Here is a 25,688-nt window from a genome sequence, read left to right as displayed (position 1 = left end):
AAAATTAAATAATGCTGCAAGTTAACTATATCCGCGAAAATAGAGAGAAAGTTTTAGAACGTTTAAGTATCCGTAATTTTAAACAGCCAGAACTGGTAGACGAAATCATTAAGATTGATGAAGAACGTCGTTCCACTCAAACCTCGTTGGATAGCATTTCTGCTGAAGCTAACGCAGCTGCCAAGCAGATTGGCGATTTAATGCGTACGGGTAAAAAAGAAGAAGCGGAGGCCATTAAGGCACAAACGGCTTCTCACAAGGAAAATATTAAAAACCTGAGTGATCAATTGAATGAGTTGGAAACTGCTCAGCACAATTTGATTGTTCAATTGCCTAATTTACCCTATCACCTGGTAAAAAAGGGATCTACTGCAGAAGAAAACGAGGTTATTTTAACACATGGCGAGCCTGCTCAGTTACCAAGCAAAGCGTTACCACATTGGGAGCTTGCTGCGAAATATGATATCATCGATTTCGAATTAGGCGTAAAAATCACTGGTGCTGGTTTTCCTGTTTATAAAGGAAAAGGAGCGAGGTTACAGCGGGCACTGGTCAATTTCTTTCTAGATCATGCAACAGCTGCGGGTTATAAAGAAATGCAGGTGCCGCATTTGGTTAATGCAGCTTCAGGCTTTGGTACTGGCCAGTTACCAGATAAGGAAGGGCAAATGTACCATTCAACTGTTGATGATTTATATTTAATCCCGACAGCAGAAGTTCCGGTAACCAATTTGTACCGTGATGTCATTCTTAAAGAAGAAGATTTACCAATTAAAAATACAGCTTATACGCCTTGCTTCCGTAGGGAAGCAGGCTCATACGGTGCTCATGTACGTGGTTTAAACCGTTTACACCAGTTTGATAAGGTTGAGGTGGTTCAGGTTACCCATCCGGATAAATCTTATGAAACTTTAGAAGAGATGAGCCAATATGTGCAATCTTTATTGAAAGAACTGGGATTACACTACCGCGTTTTGCGTTTATGTGGTGGTGATATGGGCTTTACTTCTGCCATGACCTACGACATGGAGGTATGGAGTGCTGCCCAGGAACGCTGGCTGGAGGTTTCTTCTGTGTCAAACTTTGAAACCTACCAGAGTAACCGTTTGAAACTACGTTTTAAAGGCAAAGAGGGAAAAGCGCAGTTGGCACACTCATTAAACGGAAGTGCACTGGCCTTGCCTCGCATCGTGGCGTCTATTTTAGAAAATTATCAAACTGAAAACGGAATTAAAATTCCAGAAGCTTTGGTGAAGTACACCGGGTTTAACATAATTGATTAATCGCGGAAACTAATGGAGTTTTAGTGGGCTTGTGCGCAGTGAACTTCGTTAGTTTTGCTTAGGCCTCGCGGAGACTTGTGAAGTTCTCTTTTGCACAGAGCTGAGCAAACTTCACAAGACGGGCATAAAAAAAGCTTTGCAACGTTGCAAAGCTTTTTGTTTTTATAGATAGATGTGTTTCTTGAGATTATAAAATCAGGATCAATAACAAAATAATGATGATGATTGCGCCAACTGAAAGGTAAACACCACCAGAAATGGCCCGGGCCTGACCTTTTAATTCTTTTAACTCGCTACGTAAAGCCTTACGCTCTGCTCTGGTTAAGTTCGATTTGTCCATGTCTCTGATTTCTTCAACACGGGTTTTAATTTTTTCCAGTTTCACTGCTTGTTCTGCAGATAATTCTGTTGGGTTTTTCGCAGGTTTGTCAGCTGCCTGAGCTGAATTAAAGCTAATACCTAAAGCAAATACCAGCGCAAGTGTGTAGATGAATTTTTTCATAATATCTAATTTTTTAGTGTTCAATCTCTAGGTAACAAAAAACCTACCAAAATGTTCTGGTAGGTTTTAAAAGCATTAATTTATTATTGAAATTCTTATTTGATCTCGAAAACCGCATTTACTGTAAAATTCAGTTTAATTTTCTTGAAATCAATTTCAGGTGCGCTGGAAGCGTCGGCCATTTCAGCTTTCATTGCATAATTTCTGTAAACAGGTTGCATTACATTGTCCCCGCCATCTTGTATCTCGATTACACTACCTAATTTGTCGCCTAGTGCCTCTACCATATATGCTGCTTTCTCTTTTGCGGCCAATAAGGCTTTAACTTTAAGCTCTTTTTTTAAGGTTTCGATTTTAGAATAATCGTAACTTTCAATATTCGTATTGTCAATTCCTTTAGCATCTAAAGATTCTAATATAAGGTTGAATTTGTTTAGATCGCTGACTTTTAAACGGTACTGTTTACTGGCCAGGAAATCAGGATTTTTTTTCTTTTCCGTAGTATAATTCCAGCTACTTAAGTTGCTAATGGTTAGATTTTCTTTGGCAATACCTGCTTTTTGTACTGCGGCATACAATTGTTTTTCCAACTCTGTGATATCAACTTTTTTCTTTCCGTTTAAATATTCTTTAAGTGAAATACCGATGTAGATGATATCGGGGGTAACTTCTGTTTCTGAGGTACCGCTTACGCTTATTTTTCTACGTAAATCTACTTGTTGGGCCATTGCTGAGGATAAACCTAAAAATGCAATCAGGGCTAGTGCTATTAACTTTTTCATAATTTGTAGTGTTTTTTAACTGTTATGAAGCTTGCATAAGCTTTTTTATATTTAGCTTTTGTGCTTATGCAGGTTTCATATCTATTTTTCTTTGTGTGTACTGTAATGATGTAAACGATGTGCAAATTCCACACCGAGATTATGTTTTTTTTTATTTTTATAAACGATAGGCGCTTTATAAAAGCTACAATTCGCTAAATAATAATCCTATGTAGTTTACATACAGTAAGATAAATTAAGTATTAATAGCCCGGATAAAAAATAGAATTATATAATACAAGTTGCCCACTTAAATATTCAGGCTAATGCACAAGCTAAAATGTTTTGATAGAAATATATCGGGATGATCTTATAAAAAGGATTTCAGAAAATAAGTTGATGAATAAAATTATGCGCAAGGTTTTATGCTCAAATAGACGGAATTATAAAGTGGTTATAAAACCTGGCGCAGCAGAGTTTTCTGCAAAATTTTAATCATGTTTTTGCAATTAGAGTTGCAAAGGGAATAGCGTGTTAGCGGTTAAACTTTCGATACTTTAACTGCCGTTGGTCCTTTTTGGCCCATTTCTACTTCAAACGTAACTTTATCACCTTCTTTAATCTGGGTGATTAAACCGTTTGCATGAACGAAAATACTGTCTTGTGTTTCAGTGTTTTTAATAAAACCGTAGCCTTTGCTGTCGTTAAAGAAAGTGACTGTTCCTTTTTTTACCGGGTTTTCATCAACGATGTCTTCTTGTCTAGAAATGCCGATCTGAATATCTTCTGTATTAATAATTTTCTTTTTCTTCGGATCTGGCGGGGTAGAAGAGATGTTCCCGTTTTCATCAACGTACGCCATCATATCTTCAAGTGTTAAGCCTTTTTTAGCATTAGCCTGACGTTCTTCTTTTTTTTCTTGTTTGTCTTTTTGTTTTTTTAATCGTTTTTTTTCGTTCTCTTTTTTACTGTATGTTGCCTGAGATTTAGCCATATTTTATTTAATTGTTTTGTTTTTGAAGGGTGAGTGGAAAGGAGAATTATACAAAGATAACAATACTAAAGTAGAAACACGATTTTATTCGGTGTTGCGCTCTATTTAGAGTTAACAACACATGATTAGAGCAAGATGTTTTGCCGAGTTGGCGTGAGGGTAAGTATTGTTAACTGCAGTTTCTTTTATATATTAAACGCTATGGCTAAAATATTATTGCAACGTCTCCCAGTATAGCTTGTCGATCTGGTATACGTAATTCCATTTTATTGGCTCTCCGTAATAGGCTACCTCTATTTCAGCGATTTTCACACCTCCTAACTTTTCAATTGATTTTTGCGAACGAAAGTTAGTCGCACCGATATGTAATACTACTTTATCTATAAATTGAAAAGCATGATTGAACATTAACGTTTTTAAAGCCTTATTATGTCCCTTGCCCCAAAACTCACGCGCAATAAAAGTGTAGCCAACGGCAACTGAATGGTCATTTTCATCTAAATCGTAGTACCTGGAACTGCCCACAATTTTATCGGTTTCGTTTTCATAAATGATAAAGGCACCTTTTGATGCTATAGCCCCTTTAAAGAAATTTGCGAATACCGCTCTTTTGTACCGGTCTTTATTGGGGTGCTGCTCCCAAATTAAAGGATCCGAAGCTACAGCAAAAAGCGCTTCAAAATCAGATTCCTTTAATGGAACTACCTTGATTAAATCTTGTTCCAGCGTAGGCTGTAAATCGAAACTCATTTTATTTGTACTGAAAACGGCCGGCTTTTCGGCCAGCCGTTTGTGATTGTGTTTTTAAAATTAGTCATTTCCATGCACCTGGAAATCTTAAATCCTGGCATTATGATTCCCAATTAGGTTGGGAATGACGCATCTCTATGAATCAGTTATTTAATTTACTAAACCTTCAATTTCTACTACTTCCTGGGCATCTTTTTGATAATCAACCTGATCAATTTCGAAACCAAATAAACTTAAGAAATCAGATCTGTAACCAGGTAAATCGCCTATTGCAGGCAAGGTTTCAGTAGTAGCTTCTTCCCAAAGTTTAGCCACTTCAGCCTGAATATCCTCACGCATTTCCCAATCGTCAATTCTGATTCTTCCTTTTTCATCAACAGGAACGGCGTTGCCTGTGTATAACCGGTCAGCATATAATCGTTGGATTTGCTCAATTGTACCTTCGTGAACGCCTTCTGCTTTCATCACTTTATACAACAATGAAATATATAACGGAATAACCGGAATTGCAGAACTTGCCTGCGTTACCAATGCTTTATTAACCGATACATAGGCTTTGCCCTCAATATCTTTTAATTTATCAGCTATTTTAAATGCAGTTGCTTCTAAATCATCTTTGGCTCTTCCAATTGTCCCTTTTCGGTATACCGGTTCGGTTAAAGCAGGACCTATATACGAATAAGCTACGGTGGTTGCACCTTCGGCAAGCAGATTTTCAGCTTTTAAGGCATCAATCCACATGGCCCAATCCTCGCCGCCCATTACGGCAACGGTATTGGCAATATCTTCTTCCGTAGCTGGCTCAATGGATATCTCGCTCACCTTACCGGTGTGGAAGTCGACAGTCTTATTGGTATAGGTACCACCGATAGGTTTTAAGGTAGAGCGGTGTAATACTTCGGTATCAGGGTGTTTTCTTACAGGCGAAGCCAGGCTATAAATAATAAGATCCACCTGACCAAGGTCAGCTTTGATGAGCTCGATGGTTTTGTCTTTAATTTCTTTAGAGAAAGCATCGCCATTGATACTTTTGGCATACAAACCTGCAGCATGAGCTTCTTTTTCGAAGGCTGCAGTGTTATACCAGCCTGGTGATGCTGTTTTACCTTCTGAAGGTGCTTTTTCAAAAAATACGCCAATGGTAGAAGCGCCAGAGCCATAAGCAGCAGTAATACGCGATGCTAAACCGAAACCTGTTGATGCGCCAATAACCAATACTTTTTTCGGGCCGTTGATCGCGCCTTTAGATTTTACATATTCAATTTGATTCTTTACGTTTTGCGCGCAGCCATCAGGATGTGCGGTTAAACAGATAAAGCCCCTCATTCTAGGTTCAATAATCATTTTTGTTCTTTTTTACGTTTTGTAATGTTAAAATAAGCGCAGTTTTAAGGTCATATAAAATGCCTTAATGCCCAAATCTTTAACGAAGATATATTTTTAATTGTTTAACATTAAATGAATTTTAAATTTAGGCGATCAGACTTCTGACCCCGGACCCCCGACTTCCGACTTTTTTTAACCGCAAAGTGAGCAGAGGTCTTCGCGAAGAACGCCAAGCTGAAGGTATAATTCAGGCAATTGGACTTCTGATGCTGGTCCCCTGACTCCCGAATTTTTTTTAACCGCAAAGTGAGCAGAGGTTTCACAGAGAGCGCAGAGCTGGAGGTGTAATTCAGGCGATCAGACTTCTGATACGGACCCCTGACTTCGGACTCTCATATATTTCTACTAATTTAGCGGCACACAGGTAAAACCGGTTTATCTATTATGAAAAAAATGCTATTATCTGCCGTGATGGTACTCATCATGGCTTCAGGAAAGCTATATGCGCAAACCCAACATCAAAATTCGGGTTGGTTTATGTTTTTAAATAACACCAGATTTAATGATAAATGGGGATTGCAATTTGATTTTCAGGCCCGTTCAGCCGATGATTGGGGCTATGTGCGGAATACTTTGGTAAGGCCTGCGTTGCAGTATTTCATCAGTAACAAAAGTAATGTTGCATTAGGGTATCTGTGGCAGACCACCACAACAGAAATGACGGGAAGTGCCGATCTTACCCTTCACGAACACCGTATTTTTGAACAATACATTTACAATCATAAACTCAGTTCGGTATTTGCAAGTCATAGGTTTAGGGTGGAGCAACGTTTTATCGGCAGAACCGGAGAGGATGTATTTTCGCAGCGGTTCCGTTATTTTGTGAGGTTGATCCAGCCCTTAAAGAAAACGCAGCCTGCTTTTACAAAGGGCGCTTTTGTGGCTTTGCAAAACGAAGTTTTTTTAAATCTTCAGAACAAAAGCAAAATCAATAACAGTGTGTTTGATCAGAACAGGTTGTACCTTGCCGCAGGTTATCGTTTTTCGAAGCAACTCGATCTGGAAGCTGGTTATATGAACCAGGCTACACATGGCCTTTCAAACAATACGGTCAATAACATTATTCAGTTGGCCATATACACCAGGTTTTAATGTTTTAAAGTCATTTTTTACCTGACAAGCCCCTGCGAAGTGTTAAACCTGTTGTAAATGATTCGTCTTTTTGCTCAATTTGCCAAGTGAAAAAAATAACCATTCTTTTTTTGGCATTCTTGTTTGGCAAGCGGATGCAGGCACAAGAAATTCAAAGCGTTACAACAGACCGTATATCAACTTCTAAAAGCTTATTTAACCCTATGCATAGAAGAAATTTTTCGCGTAAAGGCGATTTCTTTTTCAACTGGGGTTATAATAGCTCCTGGTACGGCAAGAGCGATATCAGGTTTCAGGGGCCTAATTATGATTTTACTTTAAAAGATGTTGTTGCACACGATCGACAATCGAAATTGAGCTGGAGTTATTTAAATCCGGGTTTAATTACTGTGCCACAGTATGATATACGCGTTGGATATTTTCTAAAAGATAATTACAGCATTTCAATAGGTTGGGATCACATGAAATATGTGATGGATATTCCGCAAACCGTTACGATTGATGGTCATATTGGTTCCAATATTTCGCCTACAAACACACCCACCGGAAGCCTGGCTGGCGATTATAACGGGCAAAGTATTAATGTGAAAGAGAATATGCTCACTTATGAGCATACTGATGGCTTTAACTATGCCAATATTGAAATTGAGCGTTATGATGATATCTGGGTTGCACCCGGAGGCAATACTTCCTTGACTTTAGAGACAGGTTTGGGCGGCGGACTAATGGTACCACGATCAGATGTACGCCTTTTTGGCCAGGGTAGAAATAATCATTTCAGCATTTCAGGTTATGGCGTTTCGGCAAAACTTGGGCTTAAATTTTATATCTGGAGAAATGTTTACCTGCAGAATACGACAAAATTTGGTGCCACGAATTTAACGAACGTACATACCACAGGTTGGGATGAATATGATCATGCAAGTCAGAAGATTAATTATATCGAAAATATTTGGCTGTTCGGGGTCCAGTTTTAAAGATGTACAAATCATAAACAGAATTTAATTTCTAAGACTTCTAAAGGATAAAAAAGCGACGATTTCAAACTAAAAATTATAGCTTTTTATCGGCAAATTAGGGATTGTCTTAAATTTAATTTGCCATATTAATCTCAAAAATGACTTTTGATACTGAATTTTCTACTCGATTTGCGCTAAAATTTAAAGTGTTTTATGCCGTTAGAATCTAAAATAAATGAGGCGAATTGAGTACTTAATGTCGTATCTGTGTTCGAGTTATTTATCAATTCTGAAGCATTGCCCTTAACAGTTATTACATTAGAGCTGGCATCAGTTTTAATTAATTTAGTCGTATAACCTATATCAATTGCTGCTGGTAGTAGCGTTAAAGTAAATGGAGCCCCCGTAGCATCCAAATATACTGTAGCCATTCCATTCGCTCCATAATCAGATAGTTGCATTGTGTAATTGCTGACCTTGTTAACTATGGCTCCTTTAACCTCTTTAATGTCCTGCCAAGATCCCAATACCGAATCATATCTTTGAATTCTATTCAATGATAGATTTTCAATCATCAGCCCCTGTGATGGATTAGCGATCGCATCCCTTTGAGTAGTATTCATCCTTGGGAAAGGTAATGATCCTTTGGTAACAGAATTAACAGAAAAAATAGATGTCAATATATCATTAGCAATATCTCCTATATGCCAATTCATCGTTGCTCTATAAATTCTACTAACTATACCCAATAGTCCTCCCGCATCATTTCTAGCTATTAGTTCATAATCACTGCCTGAATTATTTCCGGATTCGGCTGTAGAATTAACTCTTTCAATCCATCTAGGAATTCCAGATGTTCGAAAATTAAAATCTCTGCTACTGCCTGATGGACCACTAATCGATAAACTATTTGGGGTAGTTGTTGCTCCAACAGTTTTGCTCACTTCGTACCACTTATCTGATCTTTTCTGTAAAGTCATAGTAGTATATCTATTTATTACAGTATTTGTGTTAAATGCCAATTGAATATTGGCATTATTTTCAATGGTAATAGACAATTCATTTCTATTATAAAGCATCACGACGTCACCAACTTTTGCATTTATTATATCAGTTATAAGGGGTGTTCCTGTAGCTATATCAAGTATAATATTATTTTTACCATTAGTATTAACTCTCCCCGAATCTAATGATGTTATCGTATTTGATTGACTTTCAAATTGTCCTCCATTTCCAGCATTATTATAGTGTATTAGTAATTCTCTATTAGGAATAGCTAAAGATTCGTCAAATCCAAATAAAAACCCCGCGTTGTCATCAGTATTATCGTGTACTGAGCACCATCTTACATCAGGATGGGTTTCAACACAATTATGTGCAACTGAGCTTACTAATGGGGTATTGTTTGGATCGCCTGCAGGTAATCCGCTTGGATATATACTTGTTCCGTAGTAAAAACTTCCATTTCCTGTTGCAGTTCCTTTAATTCCATGAACAATAACTCTTTGACAACCTTCATCTAATTTAATTACAGTACCTGGACATCTATCACATATTATATCAGAAATTACGCTAGTAGTATAATTGACATCAGTATAACCCTTCCCCGTTAGTCTTATTCCGTAGGCATAATTAACATCTCTTTGTCCAGGCCATGCTATTTGTAAACCTGTAGCTATGATATTTCTACATCTTTCAAATAAAATGCTTTCCAAACCTGACTCAAATAAACTTTCTCCAATAATTCTTATAAAATTAGATCCTACTAATCGTATGTTTTGATTTTTTATCTGACTTCTATAGAAATTAGATGTCATAAAGTGAGTGTTTCCAGAAGATAAAATGCCATCTATGCCAAAGCCTAAAATATTGCAAATTTTACATTCTAGTGCAAAATTCCCTGTTATTTCGATATCTCCTAAAGTCATTTTTATACCTGTGTATGGAGCAACATTTATCGGATTATCGGCAAATAAAAGATAATCGGCAAAACCACTCGACGCTTTTATACAGCATCTATTAACATGTTGAATTTTATCTAATGGTTGTATGTACGCTATGGCTTCTGAGCCCGTATTCCATGAACCTATAGCTTTTATTTTTTCTAGAGAGAAATTTTGACAGTTCACAAATTCAAAGCAATTTTTTTTGTCAAGTGTATGATCAAAAATTAAACCTTCAGCACTAAAATTATATGGGAAAACTGGTGCCGATAAATTCGAATTTCCGACAACAATAGTGCCAGTGAAAATAGTACCAATTCCTATCAGGCTAATGAATTTTTTTTCCTTTAAAAATACTCTGTCAAACTTACATGTACCTGTATCAAAAAGTATTGAAGAGTTGTCTTCAATTATTTGAAACATATAATTAAAGGCATCCGTGTCATCAGTTATGCCGTCAAGTTTCAAACCAAACCACCTAGGGTCAATATATCCTTCATAGTACCTCTTAGCGTATCCGCCACCTAGATCGGTCGATACTTTAAAGTAAATAACATTATCTACTTTTGAATCATCCATAGCAGTACCATCATGCCATGTAGTTATCTTGATAGCATTAAATGGAATTCCTGTAAATCTATCATAGTAATTTAAAAATTTTGTTTGATATGGTGATAGTTCTATCATGATTTAAAGATGTTTGGTTAGCGGCGTAGGAATATTTATTTGATATTTAATAAAAAAAATAAATAAAGAATCTCAAAAAGTGTGAAGATGCTATATGATTGAAATTCAATTCATAATAGTGAAAATCCTAACTTTTTAACTGCAATTTTAGGAATTAAATTTTAAGATATTGTTAATGTATTAAAATGATTTAATCTTTTATTTATGATCAAAATGACGCTGTTAATGCTGTCTCTGTCGGTATTCTTTGAAAAATCCCGATTCCCATCTTCGAGCGGGTTGATCCGGATAGATCCCTTCATGTCTCACCCTTGCCTTTATTACACATCCAGCAACCTCCGGTGGTAATTAATCTGCCCCAGGTGATAAGTTAAATGTGTGCTGAGGTGAACGAGAAAAAATTTGGTAGAGGTTTTTTCCTCTAATACCAGTATCGGATATTCTTTATCCATCTGCTCCTGTTTTACCCGATCTAAAGTTTCGCTAACCATGGAGATGGTTGCTTCGATCATGCTGATTAATTCCTGCTTTGGCAAATCTTTTAGGGAAAATTCCAGTTCGCGGTTCCTGACATAATCGGTGCCACCTAAAGTAGCGCCGATGTAAGTATTCAGGTTGCCCACGAGGTGGAGGCAGAGGTTCCCCGCGGAATTTGCAATTCCATGGCCTATCCGCCAAAGATTTTCCTCGCTTTGGTAAGCTTCAATTTCGAATTTCAGCTTGCTAAGATCCCGGTTAAAAAGTTTTTTTAGTGTTTCGGTAAGCATTTATTGCAATAAAGGGTTGATTTTTTTTGCTGGTTGAGATAATATTTCTTTTCCCACCCTTGTAATAACGAGTTGTGCGGGAGGAGCACCTTTTTCGCCCATTACAATGATCAAGCAGGTGTATATATAGTCGCCGCTTTTAAATTGGTAATTGTGGTTGCCGGCACTGCCGTCAGGCTTAAATTTGCCATTGGTCAAAATTAATTTAGGCTTATCGCTCATTTTACTTTTTATTGACCATGAGGCATATCGGTAGTTGTCGTTGCCCAGATCATCAATCCTGATCCGGTACTGAGCAGTTTCGAAAACAAGTACAGGTTGTTCAAAATTGCCAATTGACGGATGAACGCTGCTTTTTTCTACATTGATTAATCTGGCTTGTTCTTCTGCTTCCAGCTTCGATTGATGGTTAACAGCAATTAATTTTCCATCGGTATCAAGCCATAATTCGCCGCGTAGCAACATAATGCCACGCCAACCCACGTCACTCCAATCGGTTTCGGGTTTACTATTAACGATCTTTTTAGCCAGATTATCATCAAATATTTCTTTGTAACGTTTTACAAATTCCTGTTTGTTTTTAATCGGCGGAATAGGGTAAGCTCTATTTAAGGGATACTTAATTTTGCTGCTCAGTTTCTCTACATCCCCACTTTTAACAGCATTGATGAAAGAAATAACTATAGAGCGGTATTTTTTATTGAGTGTTTCTTCCTGCGAACAGGCAAGGTAGGTGATGCTGACAAATAAAAGCGCTAATGATATTTTTTTCATAGTAAGGAAGTGATAAGCAAATATAATTTTTTTGAATTGAGTACCACTTTGTATCATGTGTTTTTGCATCATGATAAATGTTTTTGGTATGCCGTAGCGACATTTGATTTTGTTGAAAATACAATTTTGGAAAGCATGTTCCTGTGTCCATCGGTTCCGAAAGTCCTGCCATCCGCTTTACTTCTCTGCGTTCGTGCCCGCTCCTGTCAGGTTTAACTTACTTGGGCAGACCTTTTTATCCTAAACCCGACAGCAGCGGCAGCCCCTGATTCTTTACCGATGAATCGGCACTAAAGTAGCATCAGGGCTAAAGCAAATGGCGGGACTGCTGTAACCCAAGGGCTTCTGTATTTGCTTTCCAGAAGAAAAAAAATCTGTAAAGAATAAAAAACGCCCCAAATTTCTCCGGGGCGTTCCTTCTATCATGAATCTGATCTTATACTTTTCTTACGCTACCCGAGCCAATAACTGTTTTGTCTACAGTGGGATTACCAGTATAGTTAACGCTTCCTGATCCGCTAATTACAGCCCTGATGCTTTCGCTAACTGCAATGTTCACCGTTCCTGAACCGCTAATGGTACTGGTTAATGTTTTTGTAGAAAAAGATTTACCGGCAAAAGTGCCGGAGCTGCTGATGACTACTTTTGAGTGGTCTGCACCACCTGTAATATTGATTGATCCTGAGCCGCTGATTACACCACTATAGTTACCTACATCTGCTGTTGCCTTAATATTTCCAGAACCACTAACGGTTGTTGTTAGGCTTCCTGTGCTGATTTTCCCATTTACGACTAAACTTCCATCACCGCTAACCGTTAAACTTGCTAATTCTTTTGCTGATACATAAGCCGTTATTTTTTTGCCTTCGTATTTTCTAGACCAACTGGTGATGCTGGTTTGCGGACGGATAACCAAAATATTGCTTTTAACTTCGGTAACAATTGTGGCCAGTGCTTCCGCATCGCCTTCTAAACGGCAGCTTTCGTTGTTCCCGAAAGTTACAATTACATTGATAGGGCCTGCCACAGCAACACCATTAAAATTTTTCACAACTCTTTCGTCGCTATTATTTTTAGAAGCGTTGATGCTGATCTGATCTTTTGCAATGGCATTAAGGCTAAAGCTTAATGTTAAAGAGGCTAATAATATGGCGAATACTTTTTTCATGGTTATAGATTTTGTTTTCTTAGATAAATAATGAGCTTTTTATATAAGACGTTGGTTTTTTCAAAAAGTTGCGTAACACGAAATTTAATTCTTTCTATCAGGAAGTTCTATTTTGCCTGCTTTTAAGGTTTAACCCGATTTTTTTGTGTTGATATAAAACAATGGATCGTGTTTAAAATTATCTGCATTTATGCCGGCATCTGCGTTAATGGTTTGCCAATCATTGGTTGGTTTAATTAAAGTATACGCACCTGCTTTTAAGGTTACACGTACGGGCATATCGAAGCCCTTAACATCAGTTAACCAACGATAGGACAGGACACCATTACTGATTTTATATTCCAAAACAGGTGGCTTGGTATGGCGAAGATACTGGTCAAAAATTTTATCTAATTTTAAGCCGCTCTGTTTGGCAATGTAATTTTCAACCTGCGCAGTAGTTACCGTCTGATGATAAAAGGTTTTGTTCAACCCGCGGAGAATCTGTCTGAATTTTTCATCATTATTAATAAGCTGGCGGATGATACTTACCAGATTTGCACCTTTCGGATACATATCGCCTGAACCTTCTTTGTTTACATTATAAGGACCGATTAAAGGTATATCATTCTGAATAATTTTCTGGAGCCCGATTACATATTCTTCAGCAGCAGCTTTACTTTCGGTACATTCTGTAAACAATACTTCCGAATAATTGGTAAAACCTTCGTGGATCCACATATCGGCGATATCTTTTGCAGTAATATTATTCCCGAACCACTCGTGGCCGCTCTCATGAATGGTGATAAAATCCCATTTCAGGCCATGTCCGGTGCCGCTTAAATCTTTACCTAAATAACCTGGTTTAAACTGATTGCCGTAAGCAACCGCACTTTGATGTTCCATGCCTAAATGCGGTGCCTGAACCAGTTTGTAGCCATCTTTATACCATGGATAGGGACCAAACCAATATTCGAAACATTTAAGCATCGGTTTAACATCGGCGTTCCAATGAGGGCGTGCTTTGGCGCTGTCTGTTTGTAGTGCCCAATAGTCAATGCTGAGTTTTCCATTTTCGCCATCATAACTATCTTGCCAGTGGGCATATTTACCAATGTAAAACGTAACATCGTAGTTGTTGATGGGGTTAGAAACAAACCAATTGTATTGTTTGTAACCATCGGGTAGATTTACCGTATTTCTTAATCTTCCGTTGGATATTTCCTGTAAAGTTTTAGGAACAGTAATGCTGATGAGCATACTGTCTACCTCATCACTCTGGTGGTCTTTATTGGGCCACCATACGCTTGCGCCTAAACCCTGGCAGGCTACAGAAACGAAAGGATTGCCAGCAGCATCTTTTTTAAAGATAAAACCACCATCCCAGGGCGGCGTTTTTGCTACTAATGGATTACCGGAATAGAAAACGGTAAATTTATCTTTGCTTCCTTTCTTTACCGGTTTAGGAAAGGTTACAAAAACAGCATTGTATTCTCGGGTAAAAGGTAAATCAGCACCCTTATACACAACTTTGTCTACTTTGAGGTTATCAAAAAGATCAAACTGCAGTTTAGTGAAATCCTGTGTAGCAGTAAATGCAAATTCGTTGCTTCCGACAATTGATTTCTGATCGATATCGATTTTTACGTCCAGGTGGTAATAGTTGATATCGTAACAAGTGCGTAAAGGAGTAAGTGTTCCACGCAGACTATCGGCCCTTGAATTGACTTGATTTTTGCCCAGCATTTGTGCCTGCACAACCGGAATGCTGAATGCCACTGCAAAAAAGATAAATAGTTTTTTCATTATTGTTGTTTGACTAATGCTTTAGGCACGTAGCGATACGAACGGAAGCAGTAAAAATTTTTATTAATTGTTAAAAACGAAAGGCTATCACACGCCCGTCAGATACGAGCGTGAGCTTATTTAATGACATCAACTTCGATAAAACTATCATTAAAAACAGTTTGCGTGGCTTTAATATAGTCTGCTTCGGTTGCCTTGTAAGGATTTTCTACAAATTTTTGCGGATTACGGGCAAATAATGGAAAAGCGGTACTTTGCACCTGGATCATAATCCGATGGCCTTTCTTAAAGGTATGCAACACATCCTGCAATTGAAAGTTTACAGCTGTTTTTTGATTGGCTACCAGGGCTTCTGGTTTTTCAAAGCTGTTGCGGAAACGGGCGGGCATCACTTCCGAACGTACCATTTGCCAATAATTGCTCAGGGTGATATTTTTATTTGGCATATAAGGATTGTTTGGCTCATCGGCCGGATATACATCGATCAGTTTTACGATAAAATCTGCATCGGTACCAGTAGTGGCTATTTTAAGGTGCGACATGATTTCGCCACCCAAAGTAATGTCGTTATCTAATATATCGGTTTGGTAAACCAGTACATCTGGTCTCCTGCCTGCAAAACGCTGGTCTTCACTCATGTAATTATGCGGCGTAAAACCTAGTGTAGTGGTCAAGTCTTCCGTGTAAGGAACTGGTTTTAAAGGATCGCTGATGTAATTTACTGAGCCGGGCGCTTGGGGAGCGGTCATACTTAATTTTCCATCTGCACCTAAGTATAATTTTTGTTTGCTTGCTTTTTCCGTTGGCCATTGATCAAAGGTTTCCCATTGTTTTTTACCGGTATCGAACATATAAGCTTCAGGCAAACCGCTGTTTTTATCACCATTGCCTTTTAAGAAGTGATTAAAAAATTTGGCTTCAATTTCTTTCTGGTAAAAAGTAGCAATGCTATCGCCAAAATATACGTTGCTATGCATGGTGTGGCCAGTTTCGCGGCTCCATCTGCCATGTCCGAATGGCCCCATCACGATGGTATTATAAGCATTTGGACTTTTCTTTTCGATGGTTTTATATATGTTCAAAGGCCCTGATAAATCTTCCGCATCGTACCAGCCGCCCACTACCATCACCGCCGGTTTAATGGCACCATAATGTTTTAGCAGACCACGTTTTTGCCAAAATTCATCATAGTTTGGATGGTTAACGGTTTCCTGCCAGAAGAAATTGTTTTTATAATACTTATCTGCATTAGTTAATGGTCCGAGATCCAGCGCAAATTGATAGCCATCTTTGGTTTTTGGTAAAATCATCTGGTTATTGTACCAGGGTTTTGAGGTTGTATCTGTTTTCTGTACACCAAATACCGGGAAAGTAAAGAAGTAGCTTTGTAAAAATGATCCATTATGGTGAAAATCATCAAAAAAGAAATCGGAAATGGGCGCCTGCGGTGATGATGCCTTTAACGCAGGGTGATTACTTAAAATCCCCGCTGCGGTATAAAAGCCAGGATAAGAAATACCCCATTGGCCCACTTTACCATTATTATTAGCCACATTTTTAACCAACCAATCAATGGTATCATAAGTATCAGAACCTTCATCCACATCTTTTTTCGATTTTTTATTGTCTATAACCGGCGTCATATTGGTCCAGGTGCCTTCACTTTTCCAGCGGCCGCGTACATCCTGCATCACTACAATATAACCTTCTTTCATCATCAGATCGGATGGTCCTAAACGTGCCGGGAATTTATCTTCGCCATAAGGGGCAACACTGTAGCAGGTACGCTGCATAATCATCGGATACTTTTTATCCTTTGATGCATCTTTTGGCGTATAAACGGCTGTAAAAAGTTTAGTGCCATCGCGCATAGGGATATACACCTCTTTTTTTGTATAGTTTGTTTTTGGGTATCCTGTATCGCTTTGTGCGAAAGCTGTGGATGCCGAAAGCAGGATAAGGATTAGTTTTAAGTATTTCATTTTTTAGGATAAGTAAGTTGTTTTGTATTTCGTTTTATGGCGCACGAACCAAGGCAATGGTGATACGTAACGGCTTTATTTTAATACAGAAACGGTAAGGAAAGAACTGTTATGTACATCGTGATAAATTCTATGTGTTGCTTTTTGAAAGTCCTGTGGTTCGGCCTGATAAATATCCATAAATTTCTGCGGATTCCGATCGGCCAGAGGAAACCATGAATTTTGGATCTGGATCATAATTTTATGTCCTTTTTTAAAGGTATGCGCGATATCTGGCAGTGGATAATTTACTTTTGTAATCTGGCCGGGAACAAATGCTTCAGGTTGTTCAAAACTGTTTCGGTATTTTCCGCGCATAATTTCTCCGCGCACCAGCATTTCGTAACCGCCCATAATTAAGTTTTTGGGATTCGGTACCGGGTTTGGTGCATCTTCAGGATAAACATCAATCAATTTAACAACATAATCCGCATCGGTACCGGTAGTAGAAACCACCAGATTGGCCAGCACGGGGCCGGTTAGGGTAATATCTGCTGCTAAGGCATCAGTCTGGTAAGTTTTAACATCTGGGCGGCGGGCTGCAAAACGCTGATCGTCTATCATGTACTCCCGGGTACGTCTGGCCTGAATACCATCCTGGTAAGGAACAGGATGATTTGGATCGCTCACATATTCATCCCAGCTATCGGTTCTGCCTACTTTATCGAAACTGAGCTTTCCGTTGGGCTGTAAATACAGATTCCTGCTTTCTACTTCCTGTGGCGGCCACTTGCTGAATTTTTTCCATTCGTTACTGCCGGTTACAAAAATATTGGCTTCTGCCGCATTAAAATCTCCCTCTCCTTTTAAATAACGTTTAAAAAAAGGTAATTCATACTGTTGTTGATAATCAATACTGGTGGTTTTGCCAAAGTTGATATCGCCCAAAAAAGAGCCGTCACTACGTACCCAGCCGCCATGGAACCAGGGCCCCGCGACAAGGATATTGTTGGCGCCCGGGTTTTGTTTTTCAATAGCTTTGTAAGTGTCAAAAGTGCCATAAGCATCTTCGGCATCGAAAAAGCCCCCCACTACCATTACTGCAGGTTTAACCTGAGTTAAGTGAGGTGTAATTAAACGTGCTTTCCAGAAGGTATCTAAATTTGGATGTTTAAATAAATCGTTCCAGAATCTGATACTGTCTGCAAAATAACGTTCTTTTAAATTTTTGACAGATCCGGCTTCTAAATAAAAGCGATAGTTATCCTGAATGGGAAACTGAAAACCTTTGGGGCCTTTATCTGGTGTAATGGGTTTAGGCCTCGGCACGCCAAAACTGCTCATAAAACTGAAGGCATCCATCAAAAACAACGTGCCGCGGTGGTGGAAATCATCACCCATAAACCAATCTGTAACCGGTGCCTGCGGAGAAACGGCCTTTAATGCCGGATGAGCATTTGGCAATGAGGTGGTAGAATAAAAGCCAGGATACGAAATGCCGTAGATGCCAGCTTTTCCATTATTTCCTTTTACATTTTTAATCAGCCAATCTATAGTATCGTAAGTGTCCGTACTCTCATCAATTGCGGATTTAGATTTTTTACCTGTTAGTTGTGGACGGATGTCGGCAAAAGTACCCTCACTCATCCATCGGCCTCGCACATCCTGGTAAACAAAAATAAATCCTTCGCGCATCATGGCCGGGAAATTCCCCAGGCTAAGCTTATATTTATCTTCGCCATATGGGGCAACAGTATAAGGTGTACGGTTGATCAGAAATGGGTATTTTTTGGATTGGTTTTTCGGTATGTATATCGAGGTGAATAGCTTTACCCCATCTCGCATGGGGATCTGGCGTTCTATTTTGGTATAGTTTTCTCTCACATAAGCCGAATCGGTTTGTTGAGCCATTAATGCATTAGAAATAAACAGACAAAATAGCAGACTGAAAATTCTGTTAAGGTTCATTGAAGCTGGTTTTTAGGAATAAAATTTAAATATAGGTGATTAGTGATTGATAAGAAAAATATAGCGCGTAAAAGGTTTGTTAGTATGAAGGATGATGGAAGACGTGGGATGGATGATGTGTGATGGAAAATTCTGAAAACCATGGTCAGAATTCCGGTGTGCAAAAGGAAGTTGATGTATTACCTGTAAGTAATAGCAATGAGAAATTGATGGGATATTGATTTACTATTTGAATGTTTTTATCCGGCTTAATCCGCTATTCGTCATTGCTTTATCAAAATTTAGTTAAATTTTGTTAAGGCATAATCTTTTAAGCTTTTTTACCGTCTGATAGATAATTGATATAAACACAAAGTAATGAATAGGTTATTCAATAAAGGACTGGTTGTTTTCGCTGCAGCAGCGATGATAGCAACCTTGAGTATTGAAAGTGTTTCTGCTCAACGGCCAAGCAGGAGTGGAAGCGGTGCTTCTTTCGGCGGTGGCAGATCCGGCTCAGTTGGCTCATCAAGAGGTGGTGGATTTTCCCATCAGCCTACTTTGCGCGGACCAGGCAGAGGTGGTTTTTCTACCAGTGCCCGTTCTGGCAGATCAAGTTATAGTTATTACCGACCTGGTTATCGGATGGGATATGGAAGGCCATATTATGGTTATAGAGTAGGTTTTGGGAGATCTTATTACAGACCATACTATAATTATTACAGTTTTTACAGACCGTTTTTAGGTGTGAGGATTAATATATTACCCTATGGTTATTATCCTTTCTGGTATGGGCCAACCCAATTCTATTATTCCGGTGGATTGTTTTATCAGCAAAATAATGATCAATACGAAGTGGTCACACCGCCAGTTGGTGCCGAAGTTCCAAATTTGCCGTCGGATGCAAACAGGGTAACTATTAACGGGGTTGATTATTACGAATACAAAGGAGTTTATTACACCCAAAAAGAAAATGCTGAAGGTAAAACCGTATATGTTGTGGCTGGCAAAGATGGCGTTTTAAATACCGCAGATGGTTCGGCAAATGTGCATAACATTGGTGATATTATTGACCAATTGCCCGAAGGTTACAGAGAGGTGACCATTAAAAATGAAAAATATTTTGTCTCGCCTGATGATGTGTATTATGAAGAGGTAGTTGATGGAAATAACATTACTTACCGCGTAATCGGAAAGTTATTTTAGCAGTTCAGAGTTGTCAACTTTCCGTCTGGCCGGCTATTAAAGTTGACAACTCTTTGGTTTTGCAAGTATTTAATGTGCACTCGGATGTTACCATCCGATTGTTTTTGTTTTAAAAAGATGGCTTAATTGCAAGTTTTTATCATTATATTGATGTGTGTCAGCTGATAAGCTAACACCACAAGATAGATTATTCGGTACCCATCTTGGCCTCCGTGGCAAAAATTATAAATTGTTGCACCTAAAAAACCATATTTTTGCAACCTAAACATTTCGATTTGAAATTCATACAGCCATACTTCATCATCTATGCTCTTGTTGCTATTATTCTCTCTTCCTGTTCGGTAACCAAGCATGTTAAAATTAAACAGGATGAGGCTAATATTTCAGCTGTAAAGTTTTTGGATGAATATGTCATGCCCTTAAACCCTATTTTTCAAAATACGGTTGTTGGTGGTTTATCGGGTATTGATTATGATGTAAAACAGAACCAATATTACATGATCAGTGATGATCCGTCGCAATTTAGTCCAGCGAGGATTTACACCGCAAAGATCGATCTCAAAGAAAATAAAATAGATACCATCCGGATTACGGGAGTTAATTTTCTTTTACAGGAAAATGGGAGCCAATACCCTAAATACGGCCTAGATAAAAGCGTGAAGCCAGATGGAGAAGCTGTTCGTTATAATCCGGTTGCGAAACAACTGATCTGGAGCAGTGAAGGCGAAAGATTGTTTAAAAATGGTGATACGACCATTGTTCAGCCCGGTTTAACTTTTATTTCTACAGCCGGTAAATTTTTGGATACCCTTCCGTTGCCGGAAGGTTTTCATTTTACAAAAATGCAGAGTGGCCCACGGAAAAATGCTTTGTTTGAAGGCCTGACTTATGCGGATGATTACAGAACTTTATATGCCAGTTTAGAAGAACCACTTTACCAGGATGGTCCTCAGGCCGCTTTTGAATATGATAAGGCTTTAACAAGGATTTTAAAGTTTGATATGGCGACTAAAAAGAATGTTGCGCAATATGCCTACAACCTTGGCGCTTTACCTGTTAAGCCTACTGTAGATAACGATTGGAATGTGAACGGGATTTCCGAAATACTGGCCGTTAACCATCATACGCTTCTGGTATTGGAGAGGGCCTGGGCAAAAGGCCATGACGATCACACTTTTTTAAAACTTTACCTGGTTGATCTGAATGGTGCAGAAAATGAAATTAATAATCCATCTTTTGCAAAAAATCCACCTAAGTCGCTCAGCAAAAAACTACTTTTCGATTTTGATAGCTTAAATATGCACATTGATAATGTTGAAGGGGTAACTTTTGGGCCGAAACTCGCAAACGGACACCGTTCTTTGATATTTTGTGTAGATAATAATTTCAGTAAAACACAGTTACAACAGTTTTTCCTTTTCGAGATTATCCCATAAACCAATTCAGTTAAAATTTATAATGAGTAAAATAAAAGCGCTGCTTTTCGATTTAGATGGTACATTGATTGATTCCGAAAAGTTTCATTTTGATTGCTGGAATACCTTTTTAGAACCCTATAATGTACATATCGAATTTAAAGATTGGCTAAGTAATTATGCTGGGATTCCGCTGCCGAAAAATGCAAAAACGATTGTAGATCGCTATAAAATTGATGAAGATTTAGCCAGCTTTATTGAAAGAAGAGAAAAGATAACCTTTGATGGTTTTAGAACAACCGATATAGCCTTAATGCCTTATGCCTTAGAGTTTGTGCAATTTGCTTACGAGAAAGGACTTACGCTTGCAGTGGTTACGGCCAGTCCGAAGATTGATGTGGAAGCTGTTTTCGAGCGCAATGGTTTGGCCAAATATTTTAGTCTGTTTATCACCCGAACAGATGTAAGCAAATCTAAACCCGATCCCGAAAGTTATAATCTTTGTGTGGAACGCCTGGGCTTAGCTAAAGAAGAATGCATCGTCTTTGAAGATACCTTAAATGGGGTTAAATCGGCCATGGCTGCCGGTATTACCTGTTATGCTATACAAAATAATGTGCGTGCACATCAAAAACTAAAAATAGCCGATGAGCTTTTTCTCAGTTTTGCGAATGCCAAAGCATTTATGTTACATAAGGAATTAATCTAGTTCTCTAAAATTAACTAGCTTAGTAATAAGCAACGGGATTTAATATGGTTAAAAAAGGGTTATGGATTTTATTTGCAACTTTCGCATTACTGATAGGATTCTATCCAACGATTTACTTCTTGATTGATAGGAAGTTTGGCCTTTTGAATTCAAAGTCTGCCGAGTTATTAAGTAATACTTTCTGGAACATTGGTTTTTATACGCATATTATTTTAGGAGGAGTAGCTTTATTGATCGGCTGGATACAATTTAGTCCAAAAATGAGAAATAAGCGAATGGCGTTACACCGGAAACTGGGTAAAGCTTACGTGGTTTCGGTGCTGCTTAGCGCCTTGGGAGGCATTTATATCGGCTTTTTTGCAACAGGCGGGTGGGTTTCTTCCGCAGGATTTATCTGTTTAGGCGTCGTTTGGTTTTATACTACGTTAAAGGCTTATTTATATATTAAAAACGCCGAAATCGTGAAACATCAAAAAATGATGGTTTTCAGTTATGCGGCGTGTTTTGCTGCGGTAACTTAAGGATCTGGCTGCCAATTTTGACCATTATGTTTGGTGATTTTTTTAAAGCCTACCTGGTTGTTGCCTGGTTATGCTGGATTCCGAATTTAATCGTTGCTTATCTAATCACCAGTAAAGCCACTAATCAATAAATTGTCTGGTCGCTCCATCCGTTCAAATAAATTTTATATGATATCAGCTCAGGAAATTTTATCTGGTGTCGGCTCATTTTCATCCTATGATCTGCTTCTTTTTGAAGAAAAAGCCACGCGAAAGATATTCAGGAAAAACGAAATGGTATTGCGCCAGGGTGAGATTTGCCAATCTGTTTATTTCATCCTGTCCGGATCTTTTGTTCAGTTTCAATCTGACAATGAAACCGAAACAATCATTGATCTTCATCTACCCAAAGAATGGATGTTTAATCACCCGAGTTTGATTGATCAAACGCCGTCGGTTACAACGATTAAAGCATTTGAGGATGCTGAGGTAATGGAATTGAAATTAATTAGCCTGCACGAGTTGATTGGCATGTCGCAATCTTTTTTAAACCTGGGCAGAATTTTTGACCAGGCTAACCACAGGACTTATCTATTCGATAATGCGTTAAGTCCAGCAGAAAAGTACCAATACATTAAAAAGTCCAAGCCACTTATTGTACAGGTGTTTCCGGTTAAAATGATTGCTTCCTATCTAAAAATAACTCCAGAAACATTAAGCAGGGTCAGAGCGAACTATTGAATTTCCTGATTTCGATCAAGTTCCGGTTTTGAGAAAATTGCTCATTTTTGAAATAAAAAAAATATGCTGACAGAAATCAACCCAAAACTCCCAATGCGTGATAAAGAAGTCACCAAAGATTTTTATTTGAATAAATTAGGCTTTGAAGACATTGGCGCAGACAATTTCAGGGATTACCTTATGGTTAAAAAAGACCATATTCAGATTCACTTTTTTTTATTCGAAGCACTTGATCCCAAAGAAAACTATGGTCAGGTTTATCTGCGCACAGATGATATCGAAGCTTTGTACCAATGGATGCTGAATACTAACCAAAGCATTCACCCTAATGGACATTTGCAAACAAAACCATGGGGGCAGAAAGAGTTTTCTATGCTCGATCCGGATAACAATTTACTTACATTCGGTCAGGAGGCTTAAGGGGTTATTGGTCAATAGTTTATCGGTCAATAGTTAGTAGTATTGGTTTGTGGTCAATTTTATTGTTAATAACGCAAAACAGAATAGATTTTATCCCGGTTGATCTGCTCTTTTGTCGGGCACTTCAAATATTTGATAGTCTTAAAGTAAATGCTTTTTATGCTCAGCAACTTGTAGGCATTGAACTTTGTGGGAATATGCTATTTAGTCTTGGGTAGCGCAGCATTGGGTCTGGTGAGGGCTCATGAACGATATTGCACGTTATAATTACAATACTATTGCCCATTCAACTTTCAGCTTTCCGCCTTTTTTCCATACATTTGGCTAATTAAAATACTCAAGAAATTATGCAATACGATGTCGTTGTTATCGGTTCAGGGCCGGGCGGTTATGTAGGCGCAATCCGTTGTGCTCAGTTAGGTTTAAAAACTGCAGTAGTAGAAAAATATAAAACTTTTGGAGGAACTTGCTTAAACGTTGGTTGTATTCCATCTAAGGCTTTGTTAGACTCATCGGAGCATTATCACAACGCTGCTCATACATTTACTACTCACGGTATCGATTTGAAAAGCCTAAAAGTAAATATGCCGCAAATGATCGCACGTAAAGACGATGTTGTTGCGCAAAATACGGCCGGTATCACGTATCTGTTCAAAAAAAACAAAATTGATTCTTTCGAAGGTGTAGGCTCTTTTATAGATAAAAATACCATCCTGGTAACAAAAGCTGATGGTACTACGGAAACCCTGACTGCTAAAAATGTAATCATTGCTACGGGTTCTAAACCTACAGCTTTACCATTTTTACCGATCGATAAAAAACGGATCATCACTTCAACAGAGGCTTTAAATATTAAAGAAGTTCCAAAGTCGATGGTTGTAATTGGTGGCGGAGTGATCGGTTTGGAGTTAGGTTCTGTTTACGCCCGTTTAGGTACAAAAGTTTCAGTAATTGAGTTTTTGCCATCCATCATTGCAACAATGGATGCAAGTTTAGGTAAAGAACTTCAACGCGTATTAAAGAAAAACCTGGGCATGGAATTCTTTATGAATCATAAAGTTACCGGTGCTACAAATAATGGTAAAACAGTAACGGTTACTGCAGAAAATGCAAAGGGCGAAGCCGTAAATTTTGATGCTGATTATTGCATCGTGGCTGTTGGCCGTACTGCTTACAGCGAAGGTTTAGGTTTGGATAAAATTGGGATTACCGTTGAAGAAAGAGGTAAAAAAATTCCGGTTAATGAGCATTTAGAAACTTCGGTTCCCGGTGTTTATGCCATTGGAGATGTAATTACAGGTGCGATGTTGGCACACAAAGCGGAGGATGAAGGGATTTATGTTGCCGAAACTATTGCCGGTCAGAAACCACATATTAATTATAACTTAATTCCTGGAGTAGTTTATACCTGGCCGGAAGTTGCTTCTGTAGGTTTAACCGAAGAGCAGTTAAAGGAAAAAGGTATAAAATATAAAGCAGGTTCGTTCCCTTTCAAAGCCAGCGGACGTGCAAAAGCCAGCATGGATACCGACGGTTTCATCAAAGTTTTAGCCGATGCGGCAACTGATGAGGTTTTAGGCGTACACATGATTGGCCCACGTGCTGCAGATATGATTGCTGAAGCGGTTATCGCGATGGAATTCCGCGCATCTGCTGAGGATATTGCCCGTACCTGCCACGCGCATCCAACTTTTACAGAGGCGTTAAAAGAGGCGGCACTTGCTGCAACTGATAACAGAGCGATACATATTTAATTATTTATCGGTCGTCATACTGAACTTGTTTCAGTATCTGTTTTTAAAATGATTAGTAATCCCGGGTATTTTTGCCGGGATTTTTTTGTTTGGTGCGCCGGGCATGGCAATCGACTATAGGGTTAGAGTCCCGAACACGCTCTGCAGTAGGAAGTGCTAGCCAGAGACAAGGGTGTCGCGGGTG

22 protein-coding genes are annotated in these 25,688 nt (G+C 38.6%); 10 read left to right on the top strand and 12 right to left on the bottom strand.

What is annotated here, in order from left to right; genetic code table 11:
- The first annotated feature begins 11 nt into the window (after positions 1–11).
- Positions 12–1,283 (top strand): serine--tRNA ligase, encoded by a 1,272-nt coding sequence (gene serS / locus ACIQXP_RS18825; RefSeq protein WP_387506825.1) that lies wholly within the window; start codon positions 12–14, stop codon positions 1,281–1,283.
- Positions 1,284–1,470: 187 nt separating this feature from the next.
- Here serS and ACIQXP_RS18820 read toward each other — a convergent pair whose 3' ends face one another.
- The 5 genes from ACIQXP_RS18820 to fabV form a co-directional block, all read right to left on the bottom strand.
- The gene (locus ACIQXP_RS18820) at positions 1,471–1,785 is read right to left on the bottom strand and encodes a hypothetical protein (RefSeq protein WP_090983032.1); all 315 of its coding nucleotides are present in this window, start codon (positions 1,783–1,785) and stop codon (positions 1,471–1,473) included.
- Between the two features lie 95 nt (positions 1,786–1,880).
- The gene (locus tag ACIQXP_RS18815; protein ID WP_387506827.1) at positions 1,881–2,567 is read right to left on the bottom strand and encodes an SIMPL domain-containing protein; all 687 of its coding nucleotides are present in this window, start codon (positions 2,565–2,567) and stop codon (positions 1,881–1,883) included.
- A 520-nt stretch (positions 2,568–3,087) separates the two neighbouring features.
- Positions 3,088–3,540, bottom strand: coding sequence for a cold-shock protein (locus tag ACIQXP_RS18810; protein ID WP_293743231.1), 453 nt, complete (start codon positions 3,538–3,540; stop codon positions 3,088–3,090).
- A 213-nt stretch (positions 3,541–3,753) separates the two neighbouring features.
- On the bottom strand, positions 3,754–4,290 hold the full coding sequence (locus tag ACIQXP_RS18805; protein ID WP_293743230.1) for a GNAT family N-acetyltransferase: 537 nt from the start codon (positions 4,288–4,290) through the stop codon (positions 3,754–3,756).
- A gap of 150 nt (positions 4,291–4,440) precedes the next feature.
- The gene (gene fabV / locus ACIQXP_RS18800) at positions 4,441–5,634 is read right to left on the bottom strand and encodes an enoyl-ACP reductase FabV (RefSeq protein ID WP_387506832.1); all 1,194 of its coding nucleotides are present in this window, start codon (positions 5,632–5,634) and stop codon (positions 4,441–4,443) included.
- A 426-nt stretch (positions 5,635–6,060) separates the two neighbouring features.
- On the opposite strand from fabV, the gene ACIQXP_RS18795 reads away from it, so the two are divergent.
- Positions 6,061–6,768, top strand: coding sequence for a DUF2490 domain-containing protein (locus ACIQXP_RS18795; protein ID WP_387506834.1), 708 nt, complete (start codon positions 6,061–6,063; stop codon positions 6,766–6,768).
- 86 nt (positions 6,769–6,854) lie between these two features.
- Positions 6,855–7,745, top strand: a complete 891-nt coding sequence (locus tag ACIQXP_RS18790; RefSeq protein ID WP_402758935.1) for a hypothetical protein — start codon at positions 6,855–6,857, stop codon at positions 7,743–7,745.
- Between the two features lie 176 nt (positions 7,746–7,921).
- Here ACIQXP_RS18790 and ACIQXP_RS18785 read toward each other — a convergent pair whose 3' ends face one another.
- The 7 genes from ACIQXP_RS18785 to ACIQXP_RS18755 form a co-directional block, all read right to left on the bottom strand.
- Positions 7,922–10,357, bottom strand: coding sequence for a hypothetical protein (locus ACIQXP_RS18785; RefSeq protein WP_387506839.1), 2,436 nt, complete (start codon positions 10,355–10,357; stop codon positions 7,922–7,924).
- A gap of 320 nt (positions 10,358–10,677) precedes the next feature.
- Positions 10,678–11,124 carry a DinB family protein gene (locus tag ACIQXP_RS18780; RefSeq protein WP_387506841.1) on the bottom strand — a complete coding sequence of 149 codons (447 nt, stop codon included), beginning with the start codon at positions 11,122–11,124 and terminating at the stop codon, positions 10,678–10,680.
- Positions 11,125–11,898 (bottom strand): hypothetical protein, encoded by a 774-nt coding sequence (locus ACIQXP_RS18775; RefSeq protein WP_387506844.1) that lies wholly within the window; start codon positions 11,896–11,898, stop codon positions 11,125–11,127.
- Positions 11,899–12,334: 436 nt separating this feature from the next.
- Positions 12,335–13,066, bottom strand: coding sequence for a head GIN domain-containing protein (locus tag ACIQXP_RS18770; RefSeq protein WP_387506846.1), 732 nt, complete (start codon positions 13,064–13,066; stop codon positions 12,335–12,337).
- Positions 13,067–13,195: 129 nt separating this feature from the next.
- Entirely contained in the window at positions 13,196–14,851 is a 1,656-nt protein-coding gene (locus tag ACIQXP_RS18765) for a M1 family metallopeptidase (protein WP_387506849.1), read from the bottom strand.
- A gap of 116 nt (positions 14,852–14,967) precedes the next feature.
- On the bottom strand, positions 14,968–16,833 hold the full coding sequence (locus ACIQXP_RS18760; RefSeq protein ID WP_387506852.1) for a CocE/NonD family hydrolase: 1,866 nt from the start codon (positions 16,831–16,833) through the stop codon (positions 14,968–14,970).
- 75 nt (positions 16,834–16,908) lie between these two features.
- Positions 16,909–18,780 (bottom strand): CocE/NonD family hydrolase, encoded by a 1,872-nt coding sequence (locus ACIQXP_RS18755; RefSeq protein ID WP_387506855.1) that lies wholly within the window; start codon positions 18,778–18,780, stop codon positions 16,909–16,911.
- 357 nt (positions 18,781–19,137) lie between these two features.
- On the opposite strand from ACIQXP_RS18755, the gene ACIQXP_RS18750 reads away from it, so the two are divergent.
- The 7 genes from ACIQXP_RS18750 (at position 19,138) to lpdA (ending at position 25,504) form a co-directional block, all read left to right on the top strand.
- On the top strand, positions 19,138–19,965 hold the full coding sequence (locus ACIQXP_RS18750) for a DUF6515 family protein (protein WP_387506858.1): 828 nt from the start codon (positions 19,138–19,140) through the stop codon (positions 19,963–19,965).
- A 275-nt stretch (positions 19,966–20,240) separates the two neighbouring features.
- Positions 20,241–21,401, top strand: a complete 1,161-nt coding sequence (locus tag ACIQXP_RS18745) for an esterase-like activity of phytase family protein (protein WP_387506861.1) — start codon at positions 20,241–20,243, stop codon at positions 21,399–21,401.
- A gap of 22 nt (positions 21,402–21,423) precedes the next feature.
- Entirely contained in the window at positions 21,424–22,089 is a 666-nt protein-coding gene (locus ACIQXP_RS18740) for an HAD family hydrolase (protein ID WP_387506864.1), read from the top strand.
- Positions 22,090–22,133: 44 nt separating this feature from the next.
- On the top strand, positions 22,134–22,610 hold the full coding sequence (locus tag ACIQXP_RS18735) for a DUF2306 domain-containing protein (RefSeq protein ID WP_387506867.1): 477 nt from the start codon (positions 22,134–22,136) through the stop codon (positions 22,608–22,610).
- Positions 22,611–22,778: 168 nt separating this feature from the next.
- On the top strand, positions 22,779–23,330 hold the full coding sequence (locus ACIQXP_RS18730; RefSeq protein WP_387506870.1) for a Crp/Fnr family transcriptional regulator: 552 nt from the start codon (positions 22,779–22,781) through the stop codon (positions 23,328–23,330).
- A 63-nt stretch (positions 23,331–23,393) separates the two neighbouring features.
- On the top strand, positions 23,394–23,750 hold the full coding sequence (locus tag ACIQXP_RS18725; protein WP_293743215.1) for a bleomycin resistance protein: 357 nt from the start codon (positions 23,394–23,396) through the stop codon (positions 23,748–23,750).
- A gap of 347 nt (positions 23,751–24,097) precedes the next feature.
- Complete coding sequence (lpdA, locus tag ACIQXP_RS18720) at positions 24,098–25,504, top strand: dihydrolipoyl dehydrogenase (RefSeq protein ID WP_387506874.1); 1,407 nt, start codon at positions 24,098–24,100, stop codon at positions 25,502–25,504.
- Positions 25,505–25,688 lie beyond the last annotated feature (184 nt).

The organism is Pedobacter suwonensis (assembly GCF_044762335.1).
Classification (GTDB): Bacteria; Bacteroidota; Bacteroidia; order Sphingobacteriales; family Sphingobacteriaceae; genus Pedobacter.
The sequence above is the reverse complement of the archived record's forward strand: the minus strand, read 5'-3'. Positions and strand labels throughout refer to the sequence as shown.

Bases quoted from the DNA above. Each gene is read 5' to 3' on its own strand.
- serS (WP_387506825.1), top strand. From the start codon at position 12: ATGCTGCAAGTTAACTATATCCGCGAAAATAGAGAGAAAGTTTTAGAA.
- ACIQXP_RS18820 (WP_090983032.1), bottom strand. From the start codon at position 1,785: ATGAAAAAATTCATCTACACACTTGCGCTGGTATTTGCTTTAGGTATT.
- ACIQXP_RS18815 (WP_387506827.1), bottom strand. From the start codon at position 2,567: ATGAAAAAGTTAATAGCACTAGCCCTGATTGCATTTTTAGGTTTATCC.
- ACIQXP_RS18810 (WP_293743231.1), bottom strand. From the start codon at position 3,540: ATGGCTAAATCTCAGGCAACATACAGTAAAAAAGAGAACGAAAAAAAA.
- ACIQXP_RS18805 (WP_293743230.1), bottom strand. From the start codon at position 4,290: ATGAGTTTCGATTTACAGCCTACGCTGGAACAAGATTTAATCAAGGTA.
- fabV (WP_387506832.1), bottom strand. From the start codon at position 5,634: ATGATTATTGAACCTAGAATGAGGGGCTTTATCTGTTTAACCGCACAT.
- ACIQXP_RS18795 (WP_387506834.1), top strand. From the start codon at position 6,061: ATGAAAAAAATGCTATTATCTGCCGTGATGGTACTCATCATGGCTTCA.
- ACIQXP_RS18785 (WP_387506839.1), bottom strand. From the start codon at position 10,357: ATGATAGAACTATCACCATATCAAACAAAATTTTTAAATTACTATGAT.
- ACIQXP_RS18780 (WP_387506841.1), bottom strand. From the start codon at position 11,124: ATGCTTACCGAAACACTAAAAAAACTTTTTAACCGGGATCTTAGCAAG.
- ACIQXP_RS18775 (WP_387506844.1), bottom strand. From the start codon at position 11,898: ATGAAAAAAATATCATTAGCGCTTTTATTTGTCAGCATCACCTACCTT.
- ACIQXP_RS18770 (WP_387506846.1), bottom strand. From the start codon at position 13,066: ATGAAAAAAGTATTCGCCATATTATTAGCCTCTTTAACATTAAGCTTT.
- ACIQXP_RS18765 (WP_387506849.1), bottom strand. From the start codon at position 14,851: ATGAAAAAACTATTTATCTTTTTTGCAGTGGCATTCAGCATTCCGGTT.
- ACIQXP_RS18760 (WP_387506852.1), bottom strand. From the start codon at position 16,833: ATGAAATACTTAAAACTAATCCTTATCCTGCTTTCGGCATCCACAGCT.
- ACIQXP_RS18755 (WP_387506855.1), bottom strand. From the start codon at position 18,780: ATGAACCTTAACAGAATTTTCAGTCTGCTATTTTGTCTGTTTATTTCT.
- ACIQXP_RS18750 (WP_387506858.1), top strand. From the start codon at position 19,138: ATGAATAGGTTATTCAATAAAGGACTGGTTGTTTTCGCTGCAGCAGCG.
- ACIQXP_RS18740 (WP_387506864.1), top strand. From the start codon at position 21,424: ATGAGTAAAATAAAAGCGCTGCTTTTCGATTTAGATGGTACATTGATT.
- ACIQXP_RS18735 (WP_387506867.1), top strand. From the start codon at position 22,134: ATGGTTAAAAAAGGGTTATGGATTTTATTTGCAACTTTCGCATTACTG.
- ACIQXP_RS18730 (WP_387506870.1), top strand. From the start codon at position 22,779: ATGATATCAGCTCAGGAAATTTTATCTGGTGTCGGCTCATTTTCATCC.
- ACIQXP_RS18725 (WP_293743215.1), top strand. From the start codon at position 23,394: ATGCTGACAGAAATCAACCCAAAACTCCCAATGCGTGATAAAGAAGTC.
- lpdA (WP_387506874.1), top strand. From the start codon at position 24,098: ATGCAATACGATGTCGTTGTTATCGGTTCAGGGCCGGGCGGTTATGTA.